Origin of the sequence: Bradyrhizobium sp. SZCCT0153, assembly GCF_018129995.1 — a bacterium.
Lineage (GTDB): Bacteria > Pseudomonadota > Alphaproteobacteria > Rhizobiales > Xanthobacteraceae > Bradyrhizobium > Bradyrhizobium japonicum_G.
On sequence record NZ_JAFCKS010000001.1, the window covers coordinates 386,637 to 411,038 of the forward strand.

Below are 24,402 nucleotides of genomic sequence, written 5' to 3' on the forward strand. Positions count from 1 at the left end.
GGAACGCGTCGCGTCCCTCAGCGTACCAATATGTTCCGGAACTGCCAGGGATCGCTCATGTCGATGTCCTCCGGAAATAGTCCCGGACGATCCGTCAGCGGCGTCCAGTCGGTGTAGAAGCCCTTCACCGGGCCGAGATAAGGCAGCTGGATTTCCAGCAGGCGATCGAAATCCATCTCGTCGGCCTCGACGATGCCTTCGTTGGGGTTTTCCAGCGCCCACACCATGCCGCCGAGCACGGCGGAGGTCACTTGCAGGCCCGTGGCGTTCTGGTAGGGCGCGAGCTTGCGGGTCTCCTCGATGGAGAGCTGCGAGCCGTACCAGTAGGCATTGTTGTCGTGGCCGAACAGCAGCACGCCGAGTTCGTCGATGCCGTCGACGATTTCGTTCTCGTCGAGGATGTGGTGCTTCTCCTGCATCTTCGCGGCGCGGCCGAACATCTCATGCAGCGACAGCACGGCGTCGTCAGCCGGATGATAGGCATAGTGGCAGGTCGGCCGGTAGACCGCCGTGCCCGAGGCGTCGCGCACCGTGAAGTAATCGGCAATCGAGATCGACTCGTTGTGAGTGACGAGGAAGCCATACTGCGCGCCGCGGGTCGGGCACCAGGTGCGCACGCGCGTGTTGGCGCCGGGCTGCATCAGATAGATGGCGGCGCCGCAACCGGCTTCGTGGGTTCGCGCGTTCTCGGGCATCCATTTCTCATGGGTGCCCCAGCCGAGTTCGGACGGCTGCACACCTTCCGACAGGAAGCCTTCCACCGACCAGGTGTTGACGAAGACGTCGGGCTCCTTCGGCTTCTTGGAGCGCTGGGTGTCACGTTCGGCGATGTGGATGCCCTTGATGCCGGCCTGCCGCATCAGATCCGCCCATTCGGCCTTGGTCTTGGGCTTGGGAGCGTTGAGCTTGAGGTCAGCAGCGACATTGAGCAGCGCCTGCTTGACGAAGAAGGAGACCATGCCGGGATTGGCGCCGCAGCAGGAGACGGCCGTCGTCGAGCCCGCGGGGCGCGCCTTCTTGGCGGCCAGCGTCACTTCGCGCAGGGCGTAGTTGGAGCGCGCTTCCGGCCCCTTCGACGAATCGAAATAGAAGCCGAGCCAGGGCTCGTTGACGGTGTCGATATAGAGAGCGCCGAGCTCATTGCAGAGCTCCATGATGTCGGTCGAGCCGGTGTCGACCGACAGGTTGACGCAAAAGCCCTGGCCGCCGCCTTCGGTGAGCAGCGGGGTCAGCAACTCGCGATAATTGTCCCTGGTCACGGCCTTCTGGATGAAGCGCACATTCTGCTTCTCGCAATGCGCCTTGCGGCCCTCGTCCTTGGGATCGATCACGGTGACGCGCGACTTGTCGTAATCGAGATGCCGCTCGATCATCGGCAGCGTGCCTTTGCCGATGGAGCCGAAGCCGACCATGACGATGGGACCAGTGATCTTCGCGTAGATCTGCGAGGGGTGGCTCATGGGATGGTTTCTCCGGAACGTGCTGGCAAACAAAGGGTGAGAGGATGGATCAGGCGCTGCGGCGCTTTAGACGCTGCGGCGCTTGGCGGTGACTTCGATCTCGACCTTCATCTCGGGCTTGGCGAGGGCGGAGACGACCAGCAACGTCGCGGCCGGCCTGATGTCGCCGAGAACCTCGCCGCAGACGGCGAAGTGGGCGTCGATGTAGCTCGCGTCGGTGACGTAGTAGGTCGCGCGGACGACATCGGCCATCTCGAATCCACCCTCCTGCAGGGCGGCTGCGATGGTCTTGAAGCAGTTGCGTGACTGGCTCGTGACATCGGCCGGCATCGTCATCGTGGTGTAGTCATAGCCGGTGGTTCCGGCGACGAAGGCGAAATCGCCGTCGATCACGGCGCGGCTGTAGCCGACGGTCTTCTCGAGGGGGGAGCCGGTTGAGATCAGGCGACGGGACATGTTTTGGACCTCGACTGAAAGGGTGTTTCGCGGGGTTAAAGGGCGTTTCCGGGGCTCACGCAACCCCGAAAGAACGGGCGTCAGTCCAAGCGCAGCCAGCCGTTGTCGCTTTACGCGGCTTCGGTCGTCGCCATCACGGCAATCCCTCAGGCCGCGTGCGCCTGGAGGGGACGAACCGACCTCCGTTTGGATAGCGGCGCGCCGGTCGGGACGATCATCCCCTCGGCGCCGTCGAGCGCGCCGCCGGTGAATTCGAGCGCGAGCAGACGGTCGCGTTCGAACGGGCCGGGCAGCGAGAGCTCAGCCGTCTTCTCGCCGGAGAAGCCAAAGCGGGCATAATAGGAGGCATCGCCGAGCAGGATCACGGCGGCATGCCCGCGCGCCCGGGCGGCGGCCAGCGCTTGTTGCATCAGCGCGGCGCCGACCCCGAACTCGCGGCAGGCAGGGTCCACCGCCAGTGGTCCGAGGACCAGAGCGGGCCTGCCTCCGGCGCTGACATGCCACAGCCGCACGGTTCCCACGAGCGTCCCCTCGCGCACGGCCGACAGGGCAAGGCCTGCGGCAGGCGCACGTCCGTCGCGCAGGCGCTGGCAGGTGCGGCCATGGCGGTTCTCGCCAAAGCAGGCATCCAGCAGCGCTTCACGGGCGGCAACGTCGGCAGCACGTTCCGCACGAATAGCGAACGGAGCGGCATTCGAGTTGAGGGCGATCTGTGGCTTCCGAAGAGTGGTCATGGCACGTCAGTCCCCGCTTGAAGCCGACGTGCGCGAAGCACGCCGGTCCAAGGCGTCGTCAGAAATCGAAATGTCAGGGAGGGAGCCGGCAAGCCGGCTCCCGGGTTCGTGAGGCCTCAGAAGGAGAGGCGGATCAGATGTGATAAGTCTTCAGCGGCGGGATGCCGTTGAACGCCACCGCCGAGTAGGTCGACGTATAGGCCCCGGTGCCTTCGATCAGCAGCTTGTCGCCGATCTCGAGCGTGACGGGGAGCGGATACGGGCTCTTCTCGTACAGCACGTCGGCGCTGTCGCAGGTGGGCCCGGCGAGCACGCACGGCGTCATGTCCGCGCCGTCATGCGGTGTGCGGATGGCATAGCGGATCGACTCGTCCATGGTCTCGGCGAGACCGCCGAACTTGCCGATGTCGAGGTAAACCCAGCGCACCTCGTCCTCGTCGCTCTTCTTCGAGATGAGCACGACCTCGGATTCGATGATGCCGGCGTTGCCCACCATGCCGCGGCCCGGCTCGATGATCGTTTCCGGAATCTGGTTGCCGAAGTGCTTGCGCAGCGCGCGGAAGATCGAGCGGCCGTAGGTGACTACCGGCGGCACGTCCTTCAGGTACTTGGTCGGGAAGCCGCCGCCCATGTTGACCATGGTCAGGTTGATGCCGCGCTCGGCGCAGTCGCGGAACACCTGCGAGGCCATCGCCAGCGCGCGGTCCCACGCCTTCACCTTGCGCTGCTGCGAGCCGACATGGAACGAGATGCCGCACGGCTCCAGGCCCAGGCGCTTGGCGACGTCGAGCACATCGACGGCCATCTCCGGGTCGCAGCCGAACTTGCGCGACAGCGGCCATTCGGCGCCGGCGCAGTCATAGAGGATGCGGCAGAACACCTTCGCGCCGGGAGCGGCGCGGGCGATCTTCTCGACTTCGGCGGTGCAGTCGACTGCGAACAGCCGGATGCCGAGCGCGAAGGCGCGCGCGATGTCGCGCTCCTTCTTGATCGTGTTGCCGAAGGAGATGCGGTCGGGCGTCGCACCCGCAGCCAGCGCCATCTCGATCTCGGCGACCGTCGCGGTGTCGAAGCAGGAGCCCATGGACGCCAGCAGCGCCAGCACTTCCGGCGCCGGGTTCGCCTTGACGGCATAGAACACGCGGCTGTCGGGCAGCGCCTTGGCGAAGGTCTGGTAATTGTCGCGCACGACTTCGAGGTCGACGACGAGGCACGGCTCGGTGTCGAGGCCCTCCTTGCGGCGGTTGCGCAGGAATTCCTGGATACGATCGGTCATAGCACTCTCCCAAACGGCCCAGCGACGGGGATCCGTTCAAAAAATGACGTCGGATAAGAGCGCTCCGGCCAGATCACGCGATGGAGGCGTGACGAGCCAAAGACTCACATCAGACTGTGCTGCCGTGGATTGGTTGGGAATGCTCCCGCCCGCACACCTGGCAATGAAGGACAAGCCTTTTCAGTAGCCCGCGCCGGCGTTGGACTGCCGGTAGAGACCAAAAAAGCCCGATCCGTCGTTGCTTTAAGTCGCGTCCCCCGTTGAGAGCGGGGTGCGCCGGTTCGCCTCCGGCTGCCAGTCACGGTTGCAAGAAGTGAAGTCACCTTCGACAAGGCATCTCTTGAGAGAGATGCTGGACGCTCCGGGTTTGCTTTCGTCGTCCGGCTATGAGCCTTCCGACTTCCGCACTTCCGAAGAGCCCCTCGGCTTCTTCACCCCTTGGCGGCTGTCCGGCCTCTTGTCCGGATACCTACCGACTGACACACGACCACAGGCACGTGCGAAATTGGGCAAGACCGCACATAAGGGTTTTGACTCTGGTTCGCAAGAATTTTTTTAGGCTGCGGACAGAATTGCCTAACATCTGCTTGCGCGGTGTTGCGCGCGCGACGCGGAAGATGAACGCGCGTTAAGTTTTCTGCGCGCGCATGTCTCTCGCGCGCGAGGAAGCGTCAGCGGCGCTTCGTGAAGGGCTCGACGCGCTGGGCTGCGCGGATGAAGGCGGTCATCACGAGCACGCCGAGTGCGAACAGCGCGGCCTGGAGGATGTGTGTGCCCTGATCGCCGAGCCCGAACAGGATCGCGAGCGCCCAGCCGCCGGCAAACGCCGCGCCGAACACCTCCGCGCCGATCAGGATGGCGGCGCTGATGACGGTGATGACGCTCGGCCAGACGATCTGACGGGAAGAGGAAGAAGGCGCGTTCATGAGCTCAGGGGTCCGTGGTCCATCGAGGGCCGCAATCTCCCCGAAAAGGCTGCCGGGAGCAAGGGCAAATGGCCCAAAAAAGCCCCATCGCGTGCTATAGCTGGCCGCAACAAATCAGGCTCAAAATCGGGACTTGCGATGTCAGAACCCCGCCAAACTACGGACGCCGAGACCAACCCGCTGCTGAAGGCCTGGGTGACGCCGTTTGCGACCCCGCCGTTCGACGAGATCGAGCCGGAGCACTTCCTTCCAGCCTTCGAGCAGGCCTTCGCCGATCACTCCGCCGAGATCGCGGCGATCGCCCACGACCCGGCCACGGCCGACTTCGCCAACACCATCACGGCGCTGGAGCGCTCGGGCAAGCTGCTGAGCAAGGTCGCGGCGGTCTTCTACGACCTCGTCTCGGCGCATTCCAATCCAACCATCCTGGAGATCGACAAGGAGGTCTCCTTGCGGATGGCGCGCCACTGGAATCCGATCATGATGAACGCCGTGCTGTTTGGCCGCATCGCCCAGCTTCACGAGAACCGCGCCAGCCTGGGGCTGGCGCCCGAGCAGCTCCGCCTCCTGGAGCGCACCTACACCCGCTTCCATCGCTCCGGTGCCGGCCTCTCCGAAGAGGCCAAGACGCGGATGGCCGGGATCAACGAGAGGCTCGCACAGCTCGGTACCAGCTTCAGCCACCACCTGCTCGGCGACGAGCAGGAATGGTTCATGGAGCTCGGCGAGGCCGACCGCCAGGGCCTGCCGGAGAGCTTCGTCGCCAGCGCCAAGGCTGCGGCAGACGAACGCGGCATGGCCGGCAAGGCCATCGTGACGCTGTCGCGCTCCTCGGTCGAGCAGTTCCTGAAGAGTTCGGCGAGGCGCGACCTGCGCGAGAAGGTCTACAAGGCCTTCACGGCGCGGGGCGACAACGGCAATGCCAACGACAACAACACGACCATCGTCGAGATCCTGAAGCTGCGCGAGGAGAGCGCCAATCTCCTGGGCTATCCGACCTACGCCGCCTACCGGCTCGAGGATTCCATGGCCAAGACGCCGGACGCGGTGCGGGGCCTGCTCGAGCGGGTCTGGAAGCCGGCGCGGGCGCGGGCGCTCGCCGACCGCGACGAGATGCAAACGCTGATCACGGCCGAGGGCGGCAATTTCAAGCTCGCCCCCTGGGACTGGCGCTTCTACGCCGAAAGGCTGCGCCTCCAGCGCGCCAATTTCGACGACGCCGCGATCAAGCCGTATCTTTCGCTCGACCACATGATCGCAGCCGCCTTCGACTGCGCCACGCGCCTGTTCGGCGTCACCTTCGAGGAGCGCACGGACGTGCCGGTCTGGCATCCGGACGTCCGGGTCTGGGAGATGAAGGGACGGGACGGCAAGCACAAGGCGCTATTCTATGGCGACTACTTCGCCCGGCCCTCGAAGCGCTCCGGAGCCTGGATGACCTCGCTGCGCGACCAGCAGAAGCTCGACGGCGACGTTGCGCCGCTGGTCCTCAACATCTGCAACTTCTCCAAGGGCGCGGGCGGGGAGCCCTCGCTGCTGTCGCCCGACGATGCCCGCACCCTGTTCCACGAGTTCGGCCACGGCCTGCACGGCATGCTCTCCAACGTGACCTATCCGTCGCTGTCGGGCACATCCGTGTTCACCGACTTCGTCGAGCTGCCCTCGCAGCTCTACGAGCACTGGCAGGAGCGGCCCGAGGTGCTGCAGCAATTCGCCCGCCACTACCAGACCGGCGAGCCCTTGCCGGACGACCTGCTGCAACGCTTCCTCGCCGCGCGAAAATTCAACCAGGGCTTTGCCACGGTCGAGTTCGTGTCCTCGGCGCTGGTCGATCTCGAATTCCACACCCAGCCGGCAGCAAGCGCGCAGGACGTCCGCGCCTTCGAGAAGAAGGAGCTGGAGAAGATCGGCATGCCCGAGGAAATCGCGCTGCGACACCGCCCCACGCAGTTCGGCCACATCTTCACCGGCGATCATTATGCCGCCGGCTATTACAGCTACATGTGGTCCGAGGTGATGGACGCCGACGCCTTCGGCGCGTTCGAGGAGGCCGGCAACATCTTCGATCCCGCCGTGGCCAAGCGCCTGCACGACGACATCTACTCGAGCGGCGGATCGGTCGATCCGGAAGTCGCCTATGAGGCCTTCCGCGGCCGCCCGCCGGAGCCCGACGCGCTGCTCCGCCGCCGCGGCCTGCTCGACGCCCCGAAGGCGGCCTGATGGGTATGCGCGCCCTGTTCGGTCTGCTGCTCGCCGCCGGCCTCATGCTCGCATCGGGCGCGGCGCGCGCGCATCCGCATGTCTGGATCACCGCGACCAGCGAGCTGCTCTATGCCCAGGATGGCTCGATCACGGGCGTCCGCCACGCCTGGACATTTGACGACATGTTCTCGGCCTATGCGGTGCAGGGGCTCGAGGCCAAGAAGAAGGGGGCCTATACGCGCGAGGAGCTCGGGCCGCTGGCGCAGACCAACGTCGAGTCGTTGAAGGAATATGCCTACTTCACCTTCGCGCGAGCCGACGGCAAGAAGGAGCGATTCCAGGAGCCTGTCGACTACTTCCTCGACTACAAGGATACGGTCCTGACCCTGCACTTCACGCTGCCGCTGAAGAATCCGGTCAAGCCCAAGCAACTGGTGCTCGAAGTGTTCGACCGTTCCTACTTCATTGACTTCCAGATGGCCAAGGACAATCCGGTCAAGCTGGTCGGCGCGCCCACAGGCTGCCAGATGAAACTTGACCGTCCCAGCGACGGCACCGCGACCGCGCAGAAGCTCAACGAGCAGACCTTCATGGATGGCCCGAACGCCAATTTCGGCATGATGTTCGCCAACAAGATCACGGTGGATTGCCCTTGAAGCCGCATCTCTCGTCGCTCGCGCGCGGGCTCGTCGTCTGCGCCGGCGTTCTTCTCGTCGTGGCCGCGGCCGATGCCGCGCTTCACGATCTCCTGGCGCAAAATAATCCGTTCGGCGCCCCGCGCCCGGCGCAGGCGGCCGGGCCCGAGGCCAGCGGCCTCATCGGCTGGCTCTTGGCAAAACAGTCGGAATTCTACCGCCAGATGTCGGCGACCATCCGCGCTGCGAAGACCGACGGCTCTGCGGTGTGGACGCTGCTCTTCATCTCGTTCGCTTACGGCATCTTCCATGCAGCCGGTCCCGGCCATGGCAAGGCAGTGATCGCCTCCTATCTCGTCGCCAACCGCGAGACCGCCTGGCGCGGCATCGCGTTGTCGTTTGCCTCGGCGCTGATGCAGTCGCTGGTGGCGATCGTGATCGTCGGTATCTCGGCCTGGATCCTGAACGCCACCGCAAAAACCATGTGCAAGGCGGAGGGCGCGATCGAGATCGCGAGCTATGGCCTGATCGCGCTGTTCGGCCTGCGTCTGGTCTGGACCAAGGGCCGCACCTTCATTCGCGCGCTGCAGGCCGCCCAACCGGTACCCGCGATCGTCGGCGTGCCGCACGACCATGATCATCACCATCACCATGATGCGCATGATCATCATCACCACGATCACGCCCACGCCGATGCCCAGCATCGGCACGACCACGTCCATGACGAGCATTGCGGTCATTCCCACGGCCCCACGCCGAGCGAATTGGCCGGCCCCGGCGGCTGGCGGCGCGGGTTCGCCGCGATTCTCACCGTCGGCATCCGTCCGTGCTCGGGCGCGATCCTGGTGCTGGTGTTTGCGCTCGCCCAGGGCCTGTTCTGGGCCGGCATCGCCGCGACCCTGCTGATGGGGCTCGGCACCGCGATCACGGTCGCGGCCATTGCGGTGGTCGCCGTCTCCGCCAAGGACATCGCCGCCCGCCTGAGCGCCGGGCGCGACGGCGGCGGCGCGCTGTTCATGCGCGGCCTCGAATTCGGCGCCGCCGCCCTCGTGTTGCTGTTCGGCGCCGGCCTGTTGTTCGGCTATATCGCGGCCGAACGGACGACGTGTTTTTGAACCAGGTGTGCCTGCGTTCGCGGTGCCGGCCGGAAACATCGGTCGCTCACCTTGCTCCGTCGTTGCGAGCGCAGCGATGCAATCCAGGGTCCCTCCGCGGCGGCAGCCTGGATTGCTTCGTCGCAAGGGCTCTTCGCAATGACGACTTTGGGACGGCTTCGCCCCATCACACCGGCAGAAACTGCTTCAGTGCCGGCATGAAGAAGATCCCGAGATTGATCGCAAAGCCGATGCTCCAGAGGATCGAGCGCAGCGTCGGGCGGTTGCCGAGATAGGTCAGCACGTAGGCGATCCGCACGATCAGGAACAGCACCGCGAGCTCGTCGATCAGGCGCTGCGGCGACTCCCTGTATTCGGCGAGCAGCACCGCGAAGGCGAAGAACGGAAAGGTCTCGATGCCGTTCTGGTGCGCGCCGAGCGCGCGCTGCGCGATCGCATCCTCATAGAAGGCGGGATCGCGCGGCTGCGAATTGTCGAAGCCGCGAAACCTGATCCATTTGATCGAGGCGATCGTTAACAGATAGAGCAGCAGTGCTCCAAAGACGCACCATTCCGCGAGTGTCATCTTTCCTCCCCCGCTTGGGTGCGACCCTAGCGAAACAGGCCTCATCTTGACAAGTTCGGAGCAACGCGCGACCCAACGGACCATGACCGCAATTGCCCCCATCGCGACCGCAACGCCCGCCGTCCGGTCCAGTCTGCCGCGCGTCGGCGTGCTCCTGGTCAATCTCGGCACCCCCGATACGGCCGATGCGCCGGGCGTGCGGGTCTATCTCAAGGAATTCCTCTCGGACGCCCGCGTCATCGAGGACCAGGGCCTGATCTGGCAGCTCGTGCTGAACGGCATCATCCTGCGCAGCCGTCCCCGCACCAAGGCGCTCGACTACCGCAAGATATGGAACAACGAGAAGAACGAGTCGCCGCTCAAGACCATCACCCGGTCGCAAGCCGACAAGCTCGCAGCCGCGCTGTCGGACCGCGACCACGTCGTGGTGGATTGGGCGATGCGCTACGGCAATCCCTCGATCAAGTCGGGTATCGACGCGCTGATCGCGAAGGGGTGCGAGCGCATCCTCGCCGTTCCGCTCTATCCGCAATATTCCGCCCCGACCTCGGCCACGGTCTGCGACGAGGTGTTCCGCGTGCTCGCCCGCCTGCGCAACCAGCCGACGCTGCGGGTGACGCCGCCTTACTATGAAGACGCGGCTTATATCGAGGCGCTCGCCGTCTCGATCGAGACGCATCTGGCGAGCCTGCCGTTCGCACCGGAGCTGATTGTCGCCTCCTTCCACGGCATGCCGAAATCCTATGTCGACAAGGGCGACCCGTACCAGGGTCAGTGCGTCGCCACGACAGAGGCGCTGCGCCGCCGGCTCGGGATGGACGAGACCAAGCTGCTGCTGACTTTCCAGTCCCGCTTCGGCAATGACGAGTGGCTCCAGCCCTACACCGACAAGACGATGGAGCGTCTGGCGAAAGAGGGCGTGCGCCGCATCGCGGTGGTGACGCCGGGCTTTTCCGCCGATTGCCTGGAGACGCTGGAGGAGATCGCGCAGGAGAATGCCGAGATCTTCAAGCACAATGGCGGCGAAGAGTTTTCCGCGATTCCCTGCCTCAACGACAGCGATCCCGGCATGGACGTGATCCGCACCCTGGTGCTGCGCGAGCTTCAGGGCTGGATCTGATGGGTGCCCCATGAACCGCCGCGAGTGCCTGGCGCTTCTTGGGATGACCGCAATGCTGCCGGCCCCGGCGCTGGCGCAGCAACCGAATCCGCCGCGCCGGCTCGGCGTGCTCTCGGTCACGGCGGCTGACGATGCGATCGGGCAGACGCGCAGCGCCGTCCTGGTCGAAGCGCTCGCCGGCCATGGCTGGAAGGAGCGCGGCAACCTCGGGATCGATTGGCGCAGCGGCGGCGGCGACCGCGCGCGCATTGCGCGGCTCGCGGACGAACTGGTCGCGCTCAAGCCCGACATCCTGCTCGCGGTCGGCACGCCCTCGGTGGAAGAGCTGCGCCAGCGCACCACGACGATCCCGATCGTGTTCGCCGTGGTCACCGACCCCGTCAGCCAGGGGTTTGTCAAAAATCTCGCCCATCCCGGCGGCAACGTCACCGGCTTCACCGATTACGACGGCCCGCTGGCCGGCAAATGGCTGGAGATGCTGACGCAGGTCACGCCGAAAGTGTCCCGCGTCTTCGTCGTCTACAATCCCGCCACCGCGCCGTTCGCGCCCCTGATGCTGCGCACGATCGAGGACGCGGCGCGGACGCTCCACGTGACGGTGGAGCCCGCGCCGGTCGATGACGCGGCCTCGATCGCCGCCCTGGCCTTGCGGAAAGACGGCGGCCTGCTGGGTGCTGCCGGACTTCTTCACCATGGCCAACCGCGCGCACCTCCTGGCGGCGATCAGTGAAGCGCGCGCGCCCGCGGTGTTCTGGAGCCGTACCTTCGTCGACGAAGGCGGGCTGATGGCCTACAGCACCGACAGCGCCGAGCAGCTGCGCCGCGCCGCCTCCTACATCGATCGCATCCTGAAGGGCACGCAGGCGGCCGACCTGCCGGTCCAGAATCCCATCAAGTTCGAGCTCGCGATCAACCTGAAGACGGCCAAGGCGATCGGCGTCACGCTTTCGCCAAGCCTGCTCGCAACCGCGAACGACGTCATCGAATAGGATTTGGCTACGACCGCCGGCATGGCCGAATTCGTTAACGTTCGCCGCTAGGTCTACGCCTGCGCGCTTTCAAGGGCGCCTCGCAAATACATAATCGCGACCATTCCCTCTCCCTGCGTCTTGTGTAGAATCGCGCCGATGCCGAGATTATGCAGCGACCGCTGAACCCATCGCTGAACTTTGAGGGTCGTGATCCCGACCAATTGACGGCGCGGGAAAGGGCTTTTCCCGCCTTGGAGGAAATATGAGCGGTTTCGACATTTTCGCGATTGTCCTGGTTTTGCTCGTCATCGTCACGCTGGTTGCCGGCGTGAAGACGGTGCCGCAGGGCTATGACTGGACCATCGAGCGGTTCGGCAAATACACCCAGACGCTGAGCCCCGGGCTCAATCTGATCGTGCCCTATTTCGATCGCGTCGGGCGCAAGATCAACATGATGGAGCAGGTGATCGACATCCCCGAGCAGGAGGTGATCACCAAGGACAACGCCACCGTGACGGTGGACGGCGTCGCGTTCTTCCAGGTGTTCGATGCCGCCAAGGCGAGCTACGAGGTCTCCAACCTGACCCAGGCCATCACGGTCCTGACCATGACGAACATTCGCTCGGTGATGGGCGCGATGGATCTCGACCAGGTGCTGTCGCATCGCGACGAGATCAACGAGCGCCTGCTGCGCGTCGTCGATGCCGCGGTCTCGCCCTGGGGCCTGAAGGTCAACCGCATCGAGATCAAGGACATCGTGCCGCCCGCCGACCTCGTCGAGGCCATGGGCCGGCAGATGAAAGCCGAGCGCGTCAAGCGCGCCGACATTCTCGCCGCCGAAGGCCAGCGCCAGTCGGAGATCCTGCGCGCCGAGGGCGCCAAACAGGGCCAGATCCTCCAGGCCGAAGGCCGCAAGGAAGCCGCGTTCCGCGACGCCGAGGCCCGCGAACGTTCCGCGGAGGCCGAGGCCAAGGCCACCCAGATGGTCAGCGAAGCGATCTCCAAGGGGGATGTCGCAGCGCTGAACTATTTCATCGCCGACAAATACATCAAGGCGTTCGGGCAGCTCGCCGATTCGCCGAACCAGAAGGTCATCATGCTTCCGGTCGAAGCGATGAGCATGCTGGGCTCGCTCGCCGGCATCGGCGAGATCGCGAAGGCAACGTTCGGCGAGAGCGCGGCGTCTGCGGCCGCCGCCGCCCGCCGCGGCGGCTCGGTGCCGCAGTCGAGTCCCACGCCGCCGGCAGTGCCCCCGCGGCAGGGATAGTCACAGCGCATGCCCGTCCGAGGGCTCGCGCCAAATGGTTAGAGGTCGTGTCATGACCGACATGTTCGTATCGCTCGGCACCTGGAATTGGCTGATCTTCGGCTTCGTCCTGATGGCGCTGGAGGTGCTGGCGCCGGGCGTGTTCCTGTTCTGGCTCGGGCTCGCCGCGTTGCTGGTCGGCCTGATCTCGTTCGCTGTCGCCATATCCTGGCAGATCCAGCTCGTGATGTTCGCGGTGTTCGCCGCCGCGGCCGTGCCGGTGTGGCGCCGCCTCGCCCGGCCGAAGCTGAATGCGAGCACGAGCCCGTTCCTCAACAAGCGCGCGGATGCGCTGCTGGGCCGCGAGTTCACGCTGGAGAAGCCGATCGTCGACGGCAACGGCACCATGCGCATCGGCGACACCGTCTGGCGCGTCGCAGGTCCCGATACGCCGGCGGGCACGCGGGTGAAGGTGGTGCAGGTGGACGGAGCGAATCTGACGGTCGCGGCGGCGTGAGGATTCTTCGCCTCTCCCCGCTTCCGGGTGAGGGGGGACTCTCCGCGAGTCCGTCTCTCACCGTCTGCGCGGAGGCTCCCCCTCACCCCGACCCTCTCCCCGCAAGCGGGGAGAGGGGGAAGGCCCCTTCCACCGCTCCGCAAACCGGTGCAGCGGCATGAACGTCTCGCACAAGTCCCGTCCCAGCGCCGTCAGCCCATAGCCGCTACCGTCACCCAGCTCCACAAACCCCGCTTCGCGCAAATCGTCCAGCCGCGCCTGCAGAACCGTCGGCGAGGCCTCGTCGCAGGCCGTTCGCAATGCGCGGGAGGTGAGGGGGGCGTCGCGCAGCTCCCACAGGATTCGCAAGGCCCAGCGCCGGCCGAGCAGGTCGAGCAGTGCCATGATCGGCCGCCCGGTGCGCGAGCCGCGGACGCTGCGTGGTTTCGAGCCGGCCTGTTTCGCCATCGCTGCCCTCTTGCACGTTGCTACAGATAGTGTAGCGTATTGCTACTGTAATTGTAGCAAAGAGGTCGGTCATGTCATCTCCGACGCCGCGCATCACGCCGCTCGCGCCGCCTTATCCCCCGGAGATCCAGGGGCAGTTCGACCGCATCATGCGCGGGGCGCCGCCGCTGGCGCTGTTCCGGGTTTTGGCGGGCCATACCCGCGCCTGGGACAAGTTTCGCGCCGGCGGCCTGCTCGATCCCGGGCCGCTGTCCCTGCGCCAGCGCGAGATCGTGATCGACCGCACCTGCGCGCTGAACAAATGCGAATACGAATGGGGTGTGCATGTCGCGATCTTTGCCGGGCCGGCGCGCCTCACCGAGGACGAGGTCCGCGCCACCGTGCAGGGCGATGCGGCTTCGCCCTGGTGGTCGCCAGCCGAGCAGGCGCTGATCGCTGCGGTGGACGCGCTGCACCACCGCGCGACGTTCGATGACGGGGAGTTCGCCGCGCTGTCGGCGCATTACGACGAGGCGCAGATCCTGGAGATCATGCTGCTGTGCGGCTTCTACCGCACGGTGTCGTATCTGGCGAATGGGCTGCGCTTGCCGCTGGAGGAGAAGGCGGCGCGGTTTCCGCAGTAACTGTCATTGCGAGGAGCCTTTGCGACGAAGCAATCCAGACTGTCCCCGCGGAGACAGTCTGGATTGCTTCGCTGCGCTCGCAATGACGTGCGGAGAGAGAGCGCCTTAAGCCACGCCCGCCCGCAGCAGATCGTGGAGGTGCACGATGCCGACCACCTTGTCCGCCTCGGTCACGACCAGCGTCGTGATCTTGCGGGTGTTCAGCACCTCGATCATTTCGGTGGCGAGCATCGAGGGCGGCACGGTCTTCGGCTGCCGGGTCATGATGTCGTCGACCGACGCCGTCAGCAGGTCCGGCCGCATGTGGCGGCGCAGATCGCCGTCGGTGATGATGCCGACAGCCTCGTTCGCCTCGTTGACGATGCAGACGCAGCCAAGGCCCTTGGCGGACATCTCCATCACCGCGTCCGACATCTTGGTGCCGAGTGGCTTGACCGGAATTTCCGTGCCCGTGCGCATGTAGTCGCGGACGAATTTCAGCATCGCCCCCAACTTGCCGCCGGGATGGAAATGCGCGAATTCCAGTGCGGTGAAACCGCGCCCTTCGAGCAGCGCGATCGCGATCGCGTCGCCGATCGCTGCCTGCATCAAGGTCGAGGTGGTCGGCGCCAGATTGTGCGGACAGGCCTCGCGCGCCTTCGGCAGCTCGATCACGATGTCGGCGGCTTGCCCGAGCGAGGACGCCGCGTTCGACGTCACCGCGATCATGGGGATCGCGAACCGCGCGGAATAGTTCACGAGCGTCTTCATCTCCGGCTGCTCGCCGGACCAGGACAGCGCCATGATGACGTCGTCGGCGGTGATCATGCCGAGATCGCCATGGGCCGCTTCGGCGGTGTGCACGAAGAAGGCGGGCGTACCGGTCGAGGCCAGCGTCGCCGCGATCTTGCGGCCCATATGGCCCGACTTGCCGAGACCGGTGACGATGACGCGGCCCTTCGCGTTGCGAATCAGGTCGACCGCCTTGGCGAAGGTCGCGCCCAGCGGGCCGCGCAGCGCGGCGGCGAGCGCGTTGATGCCGCCGCTCTCGGTCTCAAGGGTGCGGAGCGCGGATTCGACGCTGTCGGGGATGGGGCCGGATGATGCGGTCATCAGCGGTATCGAGCTCGGCATGGTCAGGTCCAGGGAAGAGGGGGCGTTCGCCCGTTGGCACCTGCTTAGCACGCGGAGGCCTGCGAGGCGACGAGAGCGCCAGAGCCCTCAACGGGCCGTTAACCATAATTGTTTTAACTCCATTAACGATGGTTCCCGCCAGTCGGCGGGGGCAATCGCGAAAGTGTTTGATTTCGTTGGAGTTCTTCCATCGTGGGGTCGTCTCCAGGCAGCAGCCGGAGCAAACGCGCGCATTTCCTGCGCGCCGCCTTGCCGTGTCTTGTGCTGACGGCGCTCGGAAGTGCGCCCGCGGCGGCCCAGAGCCTCACCCCGGACCTGTTCAATCCCAACCGCGGCGGCTTCGCCTCGCCCGACACGCTGCCGACGCGCCGCACGGCAGGCGTTCCGCTGGCGCCGTCGGATGCGCTGCCGGCGTTGCCCGACCCCAATGCCGACCCGCGCAAGCGCCAGCAGGCGCCGGCGACCTCGCGCCCCGGCCAGAACCCGACCAACCAGGTCCCGACCTACGGCCTGCCCGCCGCCAATGGTGCCAGCGCCTCCGGCTACGACTCGCTCAACCGCAAGCGGCAGCAACCCAAGCTCTATCCCGGCCAGCCCAAGCCGAAGCGCCCCGCCGGTCCCGGCTCGCCGGTGCCCCTGGCTACGCCACCGGTGTCCACCCTCGGTCTGCCCAGGATCGCGCCGCCGCCGTCCGCGTCCGCGAACAAGGCGCCGGTGCCGGCGGCGATGGCGGGCACCGTGCCCGGCCAGCCGCAGCGCCGCCGCCTCAAGGCGGATGACGATCCGTTCGGGGCCGTCGGCGACTATGCCGGCAGTTTCCTGATCAAGGGCGGGCTTGAGCTCTCCGCCGGCTACGACACCAATCCCGCGCGTCTGAACAAGCCGATCGGCTCGCCGGTCTATGTGGTCGCACCCGATCTTCTCGTGGCGTCCGACTGGGAGCGCCACGCGCTGGTCGCCGATCTGCGCGGCTCGTTCTCGGGCTATACCCAAAACATGCCGGCGACGATTGACGGCTTCGCCTCGCCCTCGCCGGTCGAGATCGACCGCCCGGATTTCACCGGCCATGTCGACGGCCGCCTCGACGTCGACCGCGATCTCAAGCTGACCTCGCAGCTGCGCCTGCGGCTCGCCACCGACAATCCCGGCAGCCCGAACGTGCAGGCCGGCCTGCAGAAGTACCCGATCTACGCCAGCTATGGCACCACCGTCGGCTTCGACCAGACCTTCAACCGCTTTCAGGTCGCGGCCGGCGCCACGGTGGATCGCACCGCCTACACCAACTCAAAACTCACCGACGGCTCGACCTTCAGCAACGACGATCGCGACTTCAACCAGTATGGCGGCGTCGGGCGCTTCTCCTACGATCTCAAGCCGGGCCTGAAGCCGTTCGTCGAGATCCAGGGCGACACCCGCGTCCACGACCAGGCCGCCGACCGCAACGGCTATTTGCGCGATTCAGACGGCGGCTACGCCAAGGTCGGCTCGTCCTTCGAGTTCTCGCGCATTCTCACCGGCGAGGTCTCGGTCGGCTATTCCGCGCGCAACTATGTCGACCCGCGCCTCAGCCAGCTCGCGGGCTTCCTGACCTCGGGCTCGCTGATCTGGAATGCGAGCGGCCTGACCACGGTGAAATTCTCAACCGACACGCAGATCGCCGAGACCACCGTCCCCGGCTCCTCCGGCGTGCTGGTGCACACCTACGCCGCCGAGGTCGATCACGATTTCCGCCGCTGGCTCACCGCGGTCGGCAAGTTCACCTACGGGACCTACGACTATCAGGGCCAGAACCGCAACGACAAGACCTACTCGCTCGAAGGCAATCTGATCTACAAGCTCAACCGCAACATCTGGGTCAAGGGCACGCTGCGCCACGACATCCTGGATTCGAACCAGCCGGGCTCAAGCTCGCAGGGCACGGTGGCGATGGTTGGGGTGAGGCTGCAGAATTGAGGAGTGGGCAGTATGGCGCCACGGATTACTTTGGACATCAACTCGGCTGGAGAATTCGAGCTATGGCTCAATTCCGAAGGCCGCGACCTCTTCGTTAAGGAACTGCTGGCGCTGAATGCGACTAACGAACATTTTCACTTGATGCCAAGTGAAGTCGCATCGGATGTTGAAGTTTCTACGCGACCCTATCGGCCGACCGACAAGCTTCTCGCATACGGTAAGGTGCTGTTCCGGCTCGACGAGTGGGACGCACAACACTTCCCGCACGTCCTGGACTGAAGTCCGCTCGCTGCCCCTCACTCCGCTGTTATGCCCCGCGAAGGCGGGGCATCCAGTACGCCGCGGCTTCTCAGTAGATCACAATTGTTTCGGAATACTGGATCGCCCGCTTTCGCGGGCGATGACACCGTTTGTAAATCTTGCAGCGAGCCCAGCGGCTACCGCGGCAGGTCCGTCTTCCCCATCAGGAACATATCGATTGACCGTGCGCACAGCCGGCCCTCGCGGATCGCCCAGACCACCAGTGATTGCCCACGGCGCATGTCGCCGGCGGTGAACACGTTCGGGCGCGAGGTCTGGTAGTCGAGCGTGTTGGCCTTGACGTTGCCGCGCGGGTCGAGCTCGACCGCGAGCTGCTTCAGCAGACCCTCGTGCACGGGGTGCACGAAGCCCATCGCGAGCAGGACGAGCTCGGCGTCGAGATCGAACTCGGTGCCGGCAATCGGCTTGAACTTGTCGTCGACGCGCACGCAGTGCAGCTTCTTGACCTGGCCGTTCTCGCCGGAAAACTTCTGCGTCAGCACGGCGAATTCTCGGACCGCGCCTTCGGCCTGGCTCGACGACGTGCGCATTTTCAGCGGCCAGTTCGGCCAGGTCAGGCCCTTGTTCTCGTGCTCGGGCGGGGCCGGCATGATCTCGAGCTGGGTGACCGAGAGCGCGCCCTGGCGCAGCGAGGTGCCGATGCAGTCGGATCCGGTGTCGCCGCCGCCGATGACGACGACGTGCTTGCCCGCGGCCAGGATCTCGCTGACCCCGTTCAGCGGCTCCTCGGAGACGCGGCGGTTCTGCTGCGGCAGAAAGTCCATGGCGTAGTGGATGCCGGCGAACTCGCGGCCGGGGATCGGCAGGTCGCGCGGGGCTTCGGCGCCGCCGGTCAGCGCGACGGCATCGTACTCGTTGAGCATCTCGCGCGGATCGACATTGCCGTCAGCGCCGACATGGCTGTTGTAGTGGAAGGTGACGCCTTCGCCTTCCATCTGCCTGACGCGGCGGTCGATGACGCCCTTCTCCATCTTGAAGTCGGGAATGCCATAACGAAGCAGGCCGCCGGCCTTGGCGTACTTCTCGAACAGATGCACATCGTGCCCGGCGCGCGCGAGCTGCTGTGCGCAGGCCATGCCGGCCGGACCGGAGCCGATCACCGCGACCTTCTTTCCGGTCTTGACGGAGGCGATTTCGGGCTTGAGCCAGCCATTGTCCCAGGCGCGGTCGACGATCGCGCATTCGATGGTCTTGATGGTGACGGGGTTGTCGTCGATGTTGAGCGTGCAGGATGCCTCGCACGGCGCAGGACAGATGCGGCCGGTGAACTCCGGGAAATTGTTGGTCGAGTGCAGGTTGCGCGACGCCTCTTCCCAGTTGTTCTGGTAAACGAGGTCGTTGAAGTCGGGGATCTGGTTGTTGACCGGGCAGCCGGGCGTGCCGGGCGCGACCGAGCCGGTCCCGTGGCAATAGGGAATGCCGCAATTCATGCAGCGCGCAGCCTGGTCGCGCGTTTCCTTCTCGGTCAAGGGAACGACGAACTCGTTGTAATGCTTCACACGCTCGGCGACCGGGGTGTACTTGCGGTCATGCCGTTCGATTTCAAGAAAACCCGTGATCTTGCCCATTAAACCCGAAGTCCCTGCCGGCTAATTCGTTCTGTTTCTTCTCGTCGTCATTGCGAGAGGCGAAGCGTCGAAGCAATCCAGTGTATCCGAGGAGAAAGTCTGGATTGCTTCGCTACGCTCGCAATGACGGGGTGTGATGCCTTACGCCCCGATCGCAATTTTCGGCTCGGCGTCCGCGTTGGCGGCCATTTCGCGCAGCGCGCGCCGGTACTCGACCGGCATCACCTTGCGGAACTTGGGCAGCCACTCCTTCCAGTTGGCAAGGATGTCGGCCGCGCGCCTCGACCCGGTCGCCTTGGCGTGGCGCGAGATCAGGACGTGCAGCCGCTCGACGTCGGAGTCGAGCAGGTCCTTGAACACGTCGACCCGGCCGTGCGCCTCTAGGTCACCGGAGTGATGGTAGGTTCCGGCGTTGATCAGCTCTTCCGACAGCACCGGCTCGAGCTCGACCATCGCCATGTTGCAGAGCTTGTCGAAGCCGCCGGTCTCGTCAAGCACATAGGCGATGCCGCCGGACATGCCCGCCGCGAAGTTGCGTCCGGTCTTGCCGAGCACGACCACAATGCCGCCGGTCATGTATTCGCAGCAATGGTCGCCGGCGCCTTCGACGACCGCCACCGCGCCCGAATTGCGCACGGCGAAACGCTCGCCGGCGACGCCGCGGAAGTAGCACTCGCCTTGAATGGCGCCGTACATCACGGTGTTGCCGACGATGATGCTCTCTTCCGGCACGATGCTGCTGTTGGCAGGCGGCTTGACGATGATCTTGCCGCCCGACAGACCCTTGCCGACATAGTCGTTGGCTTCACCCTCGAGCTCGAAGGTGACGCCTTGCGCCAGCCACGCGCCGAACGCCTGACCCGCCGTGCCCTTGAGGCTGACATGGATGGTGTCGTGCGGCAGGCCGGCATGGCCGTAGATCTTGGCGACCGTGCCCGACAGCATGGCGCCGGCAGAGCGGTTGGTGCTGTTGATCGCGGCCTCGATCTTCACCGGCGCGCCGCGGTCGAGCGCTGGCGTCGCCTTCTCGATCAGCGAGCGGTCGAGCACCGCCTCCAGATGATGGTTCTGGCGCTCGGAGTGATAGATCTTCTGGCCCTTCTCTTCCTTCTGCTTGACGAACAGCTTCGAGAAGTCGAGGCCCTTGGCCTTCCAGTGCGCGACCAGCTTGGTCTGGTCGAGCAGCTGCACCTGGCCGATCATCTCGTTGAAGGTGCGGAAGCCGAGCGAGGCCATGATCTCGCGGACTTCCTCGGCGACGAAGAAGAAGTAGTTGATCACGTGCTCGGGCTGGCCGGTGAAGCGCTTGCGCAGGACGGGGTCCTGGGTCGCGACGCCGACCGGGCAGGTGTTGAGATGGCACTTGCGCATCATGATGCAGCCGGCCGCGATCAGCGGCGCGGTGGCGAAGCCGAACTCGTCGGCACCGAGCAGCGCCCCGATCACGACGTCACGGCCGGTGCGGAAGCCGCCGTCGACCTGGACCACGATGCGGCTGCGCAGCCGCTCGCGCACCAGCGTCTGGTGGGTTTCGGCAAGGCCGATCTCCCAGGGGGAGCCGGCGTGCTTGATCGAGGTCAGCGGCGAAGCGCCGGTGCCACCCTCGAAGCCCGCGATGGTGACATGGTCGGCGCGCGCCTTGGCGACGCCCGCGGCCACCGTGCCGACGCCGATCTCGGAGACGAGCTTGACCGAGACGTCGCCCGCCGGGTTGACGTTCTTGAGGTCGTAGATGAGCTGCGCCAGATCCTCGATCGAGTAGATGTCGTGGTGCGGCGGCGGCGAGATCAGGCCGACGCCCGGCGTCGAGTGCCGGACCTTGGCGATGGTCGCGTCGACCTTGTGGCCGGGCAACTGTCCGCCTTCGCCGGGCTTGGCGCCCTGCGCCATCTTGATCTGCATCATGTCGGAGTTGACGAGATACTCCGTGGTGACGCCGAAGCGGCCCGAGGCGACCTGCTTGATCGCCGAGCGCATGCTGTCGCCGTTCGGCAGCGGCTTGAAGCGGTCGGCTTCCTCGCCGCCTTCGCCGGTGTTCGACTTGCCGCCGATCCGGTTCATGGCGATCGCGAGCGTGGTGTGCGCCTCGCGCGAGATCGAGCCGAAGCTCATCGCGCCGGTGGCGAAACGCCTGACGATGTCCTTGGCGGGCTCGACCTGGTCGAGCGGCACCGGCTTGCGCTTCTCTTCGTCCGCGTTCTTGATCCGGAACAGGCCGCGCAGCGTCAGCAGGCGCTCCGACTGCTCGTTGAGGATCTTGGCGAAGGCGCGGTAGCGCTCCAGCGAATTGCCGCGCGCGGCGTGCTGCAGCAGCCCGACCGACTCGGCGGTCCATGCATGATCCTCGCCACGGCTGCGATAGGCATATTCGCCGCCGACATCGAGCGAGGTCTTGTAGACCAGCGCCTCGCCGAACGCGTCGGCATGGCGGCGCACCGCTTCTTCCGCGATCTCGGCCAGGCCCACGCCCTCGACGCGGGTATGCGTGCCGGCGAAGAACTTTCCGACGAAATCCGCCTTCAGGCCGACCGCGTCGAAGATCTGCGCGCCGCAATACGACTGATAGGTCGAGATGCCCATCTTGGACATCACCTTGAGCAGGCCCTTGCCGATCGACTTGATGTAGCGCTTGACGATCTCGTAGTCGTCGAGCGAGCCGGGCAGGCGGTCCTTCATCGCGATGATGGACTCGAACGCCAGATACGGATTGATCGCTTCCGCGCCGTAGCCGGCGAGACAGGCGAAGTGATGCACTTCGCGCGGCTCGCCGGATTCGACGACGAGGCCGACCGAGGTGCGCAGGCCGGTGCGGATCAGATGATGATGCACGGCGGCGCAAGCCAGCAGCGACGGGATCGGCACCCGGTCGGTGCCGACCATGCGGTCGGACAGGATGATGATGTTGACGCCCTCGCGCACCGCGCTTTCCGCGCGCGCGCAGAGCTCGTCCAGCACCTGGTCCATGCCCGCGGCGCCGAGACCGGCGTGGAAGGTGGTGTCCAGCGTGCGCGACTTGAAGTGCGACTCGGCGACTTCCGAGATCGAGCGGATCTTTTCGAGATCCGCGTCGGTCAGGATCGGCTGACGCGCCTCGAGACGCTTGGTGGTGGCAAGGCCCTGCAGGTCGAACAGGTTCGGCCGCGGTCCGATGATGGAGACGAGGCTCATCACCAGCTCTTCGCGGATCGGGTCGATCGGCGGATTGGTGACCTGCGCGAAGTTCTGCTTGAAGTAGGTGAACAGCGGCTTGGCCTTGTCCGACAGAGCCGAGATCGGCGTGTCGTTGCCCATCGAGCCCGCGGCTTCCTCGCCGGTGGCCGCCATCGGCGTCATCAGGATGGTGATGTCTTCCTGGCTGTAGCCGAACGCCTGCTGGCGATCGAGCAGCGACAGGTTGGAGCGCACGCCGGTGGTCGGAACCTTCGGCAGCTCTTCCAGCACGATCTGGGTCCGCTCCAGCCATTCCTTGTAGGGATGGCTCTTGGCGAGATCGGCCTTGATCTCGTCGTCGGGGATCAGGCGGCCCTGCTCGAGGTCGACCAGCAGCATCTTGCCGGGCTGCAAGCGCCACTTGGTGATGATCTGGTCCTCGGGGATCGTCAGCACGCCCATTTCGGAAGCCATCACGATGCGGTCGTCCTTGGTGACGAGATAGCGCGCCGGCCGCAATCCGTTGCGGTCGAGCGTGGCGCCGATCTTGCGGCCGTCGGTGAAGGCGATCGCGGCGGGGCCGTCCCACGGCTCCATCAGCGCGGCGTGATATTCGTAGAAGGCGCGGCGCGTCTCATCCATCAGCGGATTGCCGGCCCACGCTTCCGGAATCATCATCATGACCGCGTGCGGCAGCGAGTAGCCGCCCTGCACCAGGAATTCGAGCGCGTTGTCGAAGCAGGCGGTGTCCGACTGGCCTTCATACGAGATCGGCCAGAGCCGGTTGATGTCCTTGCCATAGAGCTCGGAGCTCACAGAGGCCTGGCGCGCCGCCATCCAGTTGGTGTTGCCGCGCAGCGTGTTGATCTCGCCGTTATGCGCGATCATGCGGTAGGGATGCGCCAGCGACCAGGCCGGGAAGGTGTTGGTCGAGAAGCGCTGATGCACCAGCGCCAGCGCGCTCTCGAAGTCCTTTTCGTGCAGATCGGGATAGTACTTGCCGAGCTGGTCGGCGAGGAACATGCCCTTGTAGATCACGGTGCGGCAGGACATCGAGCAGGGATAGTAGCCCGCAAGCCCGCGGTCGCGGCGCTGGTAAATCGCCTGCGAGATCGACTTGCGCAGGATGTAGAGCCGGCGCTCGAAATCGTCCTCGGTCTTGGCGGTGCCGTTGCGGCCGATGAACACCTGCATGCAGGCCGGCTCGGTCGGCTTCACGGTGACGCCGAGCGAGGAATTGTCGGTCGGCACGTCGCGCCAGCCGAGCAGGGTGAGGCCCTCTTCCTTGATCTGGTCGGCGATGATGCTCTTGATGACGTTGCGCCAGGCGGTGTCGCGCGGCATGAACAGCGCGCCGATGGCGTATTCGCCGGGCTGAGGCAGCGCGAAGCCGAGCTCCGCGGCCTTGCGGCTGAAGAAGGCGTGCGGGATCTGCACCAGAATGCCGGCGCCGTCACCGGCGCGCGGATCGGCCCCGACGGCGCCGCGATGCTCGAGGTTGCAGAGGATGCTCAGCGCGTCCGCGACGATCTCGTGGGACTTCTTGCCCTTGATGTTGGCGATGAAGCCGACGCCGCAGGAATCCTTCTCCAGGCTCGGATCGTAGAGGCCAACGGCGGGCGGACGCGAATTGTGTTCCTGAATCGGATCGGTCGTTTTCGAGGCGACGGTCGCCGACAGCTCTTCTGCCACGATGTTTGCGCGCTCGAATTGCGACCCGTTCATGTCCTCGTCCTCTCCGTGCGGCAAGCTGCCTCACCGCTATCTTCGGCGCACCTTGGGTGTTCCGCGGCACCCGCCTCTGGGTCACCGCTCGTCCGCTGCGAGCCGCATTTTCTTAAATTCAGGCTAAGGCGTTCTTCGTCCCCGAGAACGGCTTTGCCTGTTGCCTTCCTGGCGCTCGAAAGCACCGACTTTCGTTGCAATCCGTATGCCGGAACTGCAAGCAAAATTGAGACAGTCTTCCTGTCCTAACCATCACCTTGCCAAATTTTTGTCTATCAC

The 24,402-nt window shown here is 65.5% G+C and carries 21 protein-coding genes; 11 read left to right on the forward strand and 10 right to left on the reverse strand.

The features are described 5' to 3' along the window. Positions 1-17: 17 nt before the first annotated feature. The 5 genes from JQ572_RS01975 to JQ572_RS01995 form a co-directional block, all read right to left on the reverse strand. On the reverse strand, positions 18-1,460 hold the full coding sequence (locus tag JQ572_RS01975) for a homospermidine synthase (RefSeq protein ID WP_211381301.1): 1,443 nt from the start codon (positions 1,458-1,460) through the stop codon (positions 18-20). Positions 1,461-1,526: 66 nt separating this feature from the next. Beyond that, the gene (locus tag JQ572_RS01980; protein WP_211381302.1) at positions 1,527-1,916 is read right to left on the reverse strand and encodes a RidA family protein; all 390 of its coding nucleotides are present in this window, start codon (positions 1,914-1,916) and stop codon (positions 1,527-1,529) included. Positions 1,917-2,062: 146 nt separating this feature from the next. Then, positions 2,063-2,650 carry a GNAT family N-acetyltransferase gene (locus JQ572_RS01985; protein ID WP_211381303.1) on the reverse strand — a complete coding sequence of 196 codons (588 nt, stop codon included), beginning with the start codon at positions 2,648-2,650 and terminating at the stop codon, positions 2,063-2,065. Positions 2,651-2,783: 133 nt separating this feature from the next. Further along, the gene (locus JQ572_RS01990; RefSeq protein WP_211381304.1) at positions 2,784-3,926 is read right to left on the reverse strand and encodes a type III PLP-dependent enzyme; all 1,143 of its coding nucleotides are present in this window, start codon (positions 3,924-3,926) and stop codon (positions 2,784-2,786) included. A gap of 671 nt (positions 3,927-4,597) precedes the next feature. Then, on the reverse strand, positions 4,598-4,852 hold the full coding sequence (locus tag JQ572_RS01995) for a hypothetical protein (RefSeq protein WP_211381305.1): 255 nt from the start codon (positions 4,850-4,852) through the stop codon (positions 4,598-4,600). A 138-nt stretch (positions 4,853-4,990) separates the two neighbouring features. Here JQ572_RS01995 and JQ572_RS02000 point away from each other — a divergent pair, with 138 nt between their 5' ends. The 3 genes from JQ572_RS02000 to JQ572_RS02010 are packed head-to-tail and all read left to right on the forward strand — an operon-like array spanning position 4,991 to position 8,804. After that, on the forward strand, positions 4,991-7,072 hold the full coding sequence (locus JQ572_RS02000; RefSeq protein ID WP_211381306.1) for a M3 family metallopeptidase: 2,082 nt from the start codon (positions 4,991-4,993) through the stop codon (positions 7,070-7,072). Beyond that, positions 7,072-7,710: a DUF1007 family protein gene (locus JQ572_RS02005; protein WP_211381307.1), complete on the forward strand. Its 639-nt coding sequence runs from the start codon at positions 7,072-7,074 to the stop codon at positions 7,708-7,710. The genes JQ572_RS02000 and JQ572_RS02005 overlap by 1 nt, the downstream gene beginning before the upstream one ends. After that, positions 7,707-8,804, forward strand: a complete 1,098-nt coding sequence (locus JQ572_RS02010; RefSeq protein ID WP_211381308.1) for a nickel/cobalt transporter — start codon at positions 7,707-7,709, stop codon at positions 8,802-8,804. The genes JQ572_RS02005 and JQ572_RS02010 overlap by 4 nt, the downstream gene beginning before the upstream one ends. Positions 8,805-8,970: 166 nt before the next feature. Here JQ572_RS02010 and JQ572_RS02015 read toward each other — a convergent pair whose 3' ends face one another. Then, entirely contained in the window at positions 8,971-9,369 is a 399-nt protein-coding gene (locus JQ572_RS02015) for an MAPEG family protein (RefSeq protein WP_211381309.1), read from the reverse strand. Between the two features lie 82 nt (positions 9,370-9,451). Between JQ572_RS02015 and hemH the strand changes: the two genes are divergently transcribed. The 5 genes from hemH to JQ572_RS02035 all read left to right on the forward strand — a co-directional run bounded on the left by hemH (position 9,452) and on the right by JQ572_RS02035 (position 13,223). Next, positions 9,452-10,489, forward strand: a complete 1,038-nt coding sequence (hemH, locus tag JQ572_RS02020) for a ferrochelatase (protein WP_211381310.1) — start codon at positions 9,452-9,454, stop codon at positions 10,487-10,489. Positions 10,490-10,541: 52 nt separating this feature from the next. Further along, a complete protein-coding gene (locus tag JQ572_RS02025; protein ID WP_283814040.1) occupies positions 10,542-11,219 on the forward strand; it encodes an ABC transporter substrate-binding protein in 678 nt (225 codons plus the stop codon). After that, a complete protein-coding gene (locus JQ572_RS35290) occupies positions 11,182-11,478 on the forward strand; it encodes an ABC transporter substrate binding protein (RefSeq protein ID WP_283814041.1) in 297 nt (98 codons plus the stop codon). The genes JQ572_RS02025 and JQ572_RS35290 overlap by 38 nt, the downstream gene beginning before the upstream one ends. 244 nt (positions 11,479-11,722) lie before the next feature. Beyond that, on the forward strand, positions 11,723-12,727 hold the full coding sequence (locus JQ572_RS02030; RefSeq protein ID WP_211381311.1) for an SPFH domain-containing protein: 1,005 nt from the start codon (positions 11,723-11,725) through the stop codon (positions 12,725-12,727). A 52-nt stretch (positions 12,728-12,779) separates the two neighbouring features. Next, positions 12,780-13,223, forward strand: a complete 444-nt coding sequence (locus JQ572_RS02035; protein ID WP_211381312.1) for an NfeD family protein — start codon at positions 12,780-12,782, stop codon at positions 13,221-13,223. Between the two features lie 57 nt (positions 13,224-13,280). Here JQ572_RS02035 and JQ572_RS02040 read toward each other — a convergent pair whose 3' ends face one another. After that, positions 13,281-13,670 carry a winged helix-turn-helix transcriptional regulator gene (locus JQ572_RS02040; protein ID WP_211381313.1) on the reverse strand — a complete coding sequence of 130 codons (390 nt, stop codon included), beginning with the start codon at positions 13,668-13,670 and terminating at the stop codon, positions 13,281-13,283. Between the two features lie 71 nt (positions 13,671-13,741). Here JQ572_RS02040 and JQ572_RS02045 point away from each other — a divergent pair, with 71 nt between their 5' ends. Then, positions 13,742-14,293, forward strand: coding sequence for a carboxymuconolactone decarboxylase family protein (locus tag JQ572_RS02045; protein WP_211381314.1), 552 nt, complete (start codon positions 13,742-13,744; stop codon positions 14,291-14,293). Between the two features lie 105 nt (positions 14,294-14,398). Here JQ572_RS02045 and JQ572_RS02050 read toward each other — a convergent pair whose 3' ends face one another. Beyond that, entirely contained in the window at positions 14,399-15,406 is a 1,008-nt protein-coding gene (locus JQ572_RS02050) for a KpsF/GutQ family sugar-phosphate isomerase (RefSeq protein ID WP_211381315.1), read from the reverse strand. Positions 15,407-15,598: 192 nt separating this feature from the next. Between JQ572_RS02050 and JQ572_RS02055 the strand changes: the two genes are divergently transcribed. Together JQ572_RS02055 and JQ572_RS02060 are read left to right on the forward strand one after the other, a co-directional pair. Further along, a complete protein-coding gene (locus tag JQ572_RS02055; protein WP_211381316.1) occupies positions 15,599-17,359 on the forward strand; it encodes an outer membrane beta-barrel protein in 1,761 nt (586 codons plus the stop codon). Positions 17,360-17,371: 12 nt separating this feature from the next. Next, a complete protein-coding gene (locus JQ572_RS02060; RefSeq protein WP_211381317.1) occupies positions 17,372-17,638 on the forward strand; it encodes a hypothetical protein in 267 nt (88 codons plus the stop codon). A gap of 158 nt (positions 17,639-17,796) precedes the next feature. On the opposite strand, the gene JQ572_RS02065 is transcribed toward JQ572_RS02060, so the two are convergent. Beyond that, the gene (locus JQ572_RS02065) at positions 17,797-19,248 is read right to left on the reverse strand and encodes a glutamate synthase subunit beta (RefSeq protein WP_211381318.1); all 1,452 of its coding nucleotides are present in this window, start codon (positions 19,246-19,248) and stop codon (positions 17,797-17,799) included. 141 nt (positions 19,249-19,389) lie between these two features. After that, positions 19,390-24,123: a glutamate synthase large subunit gene (gene gltB / locus JQ572_RS02070; protein WP_211381319.1), complete on the reverse strand. Its 4,734-nt coding sequence runs from the start codon at positions 24,121-24,123 to the stop codon at positions 19,390-19,392. Between the last annotated feature and the right edge of the window lie 279 nt (positions 24,124-24,402).

Coding starts and splice junctions, on each gene's coding strand:
- JQ572_RS01995 (WP_211381305.1), bottom strand. CDS start 4,852: ATGAACGCGCCTTCTTCCTCTTCCCGTCAGATCGTCTGGCCGAGCGTC.
- JQ572_RS02035 (WP_211381312.1), top strand. CDS start 12,780: ATGACCGACATGTTCGTATCGCTCGGCACCTGGAATTGGCTGATCTTC.
- JQ572_RS02030 (WP_211381311.1), top strand. CDS start 11,723: ATGAGCGGTTTCGACATTTTCGCGATTGTCCTGGTTTTGCTCGTCATC.
- JQ572_RS01980 (WP_211381302.1), bottom strand. CDS start 1,916: ATGTCCCGTCGCCTGATCTCAACCGGCTCCCCCCTCGAGAAGACCGTC.
- JQ572_RS02005 (WP_211381307.1), top strand. CDS start 7,072: ATGGGTATGCGCGCCCTGTTCGGTCTGCTGCTCGCCGCCGGCCTCATG.
- JQ572_RS02040 (WP_211381313.1), bottom strand. CDS start 13,670: ATGGCGAAACAGGCCGGCTCGAAACCACGCAGCGTCCGCGGCTCGCGC.
- gltB (WP_211381319.1), bottom strand. CDS start 24,123: ATGAACGGGTCGCAATTCGAGCGCGCAAACATCGTGGCAGAAGAGCTG.
- JQ572_RS01985 (WP_211381303.1), bottom strand. CDS start 2,650: ATGACCACTCTTCGGAAGCCACAGATCGCCCTCAACTCGAATGCCGCT.
- hemH (WP_211381310.1), top strand. CDS start 9,452: ATGACCGCAATTGCCCCCATCGCGACCGCAACGCCCGCCGTCCGGTCC.
- JQ572_RS35290 (WP_283814041.1), top strand. CDS start 11,182: ATGGCCAACCGCGCGCACCTCCTGGCGGCGATCAGTGAAGCGCGCGCG.
- JQ572_RS02065 (WP_211381318.1), bottom strand. CDS start 19,248: ATGGGCAAGATCACGGGTTTTCTTGAAATCGAACGGCATGACCGCAAG.
- JQ572_RS02000 (WP_211381306.1), top strand. CDS start 4,991: ATGTCAGAACCCCGCCAAACTACGGACGCCGAGACCAACCCGCTGCTG.
- JQ572_RS02050 (WP_211381315.1), bottom strand. CDS start 15,406: ATGCCGAGCTCGATACCGCTGATGACCGCATCATCCGGCCCCATCCCC.
- JQ572_RS01990 (WP_211381304.1), bottom strand. CDS start 3,926: ATGACCGATCGTATCCAGGAATTCCTGCGCAACCGCCGCAAGGAGGGC.
- JQ572_RS02025 (WP_283814040.1), top strand. CDS start 10,542: ATGCTGCCGGCCCCGGCGCTGGCGCAGCAACCGAATCCGCCGCGCCGG.
- JQ572_RS02060 (WP_211381317.1), top strand. CDS start 17,372: ATGGCGCCACGGATTACTTTGGACATCAACTCGGCTGGAGAATTCGAG.
- JQ572_RS01975 (WP_211381301.1), bottom strand. CDS start 1,460: ATGAGCCACCCCTCGCAGATCTACGCGAAGATCACTGGTCCCATCGTC.
- JQ572_RS02015 (WP_211381309.1), bottom strand. CDS start 9,369: ATGACACTCGCGGAATGGTGCGTCTTTGGAGCACTGCTGCTCTATCTG.
- JQ572_RS02045 (WP_211381314.1), top strand. CDS start 13,742: ATGTCATCTCCGACGCCGCGCATCACGCCGCTCGCGCCGCCTTATCCC.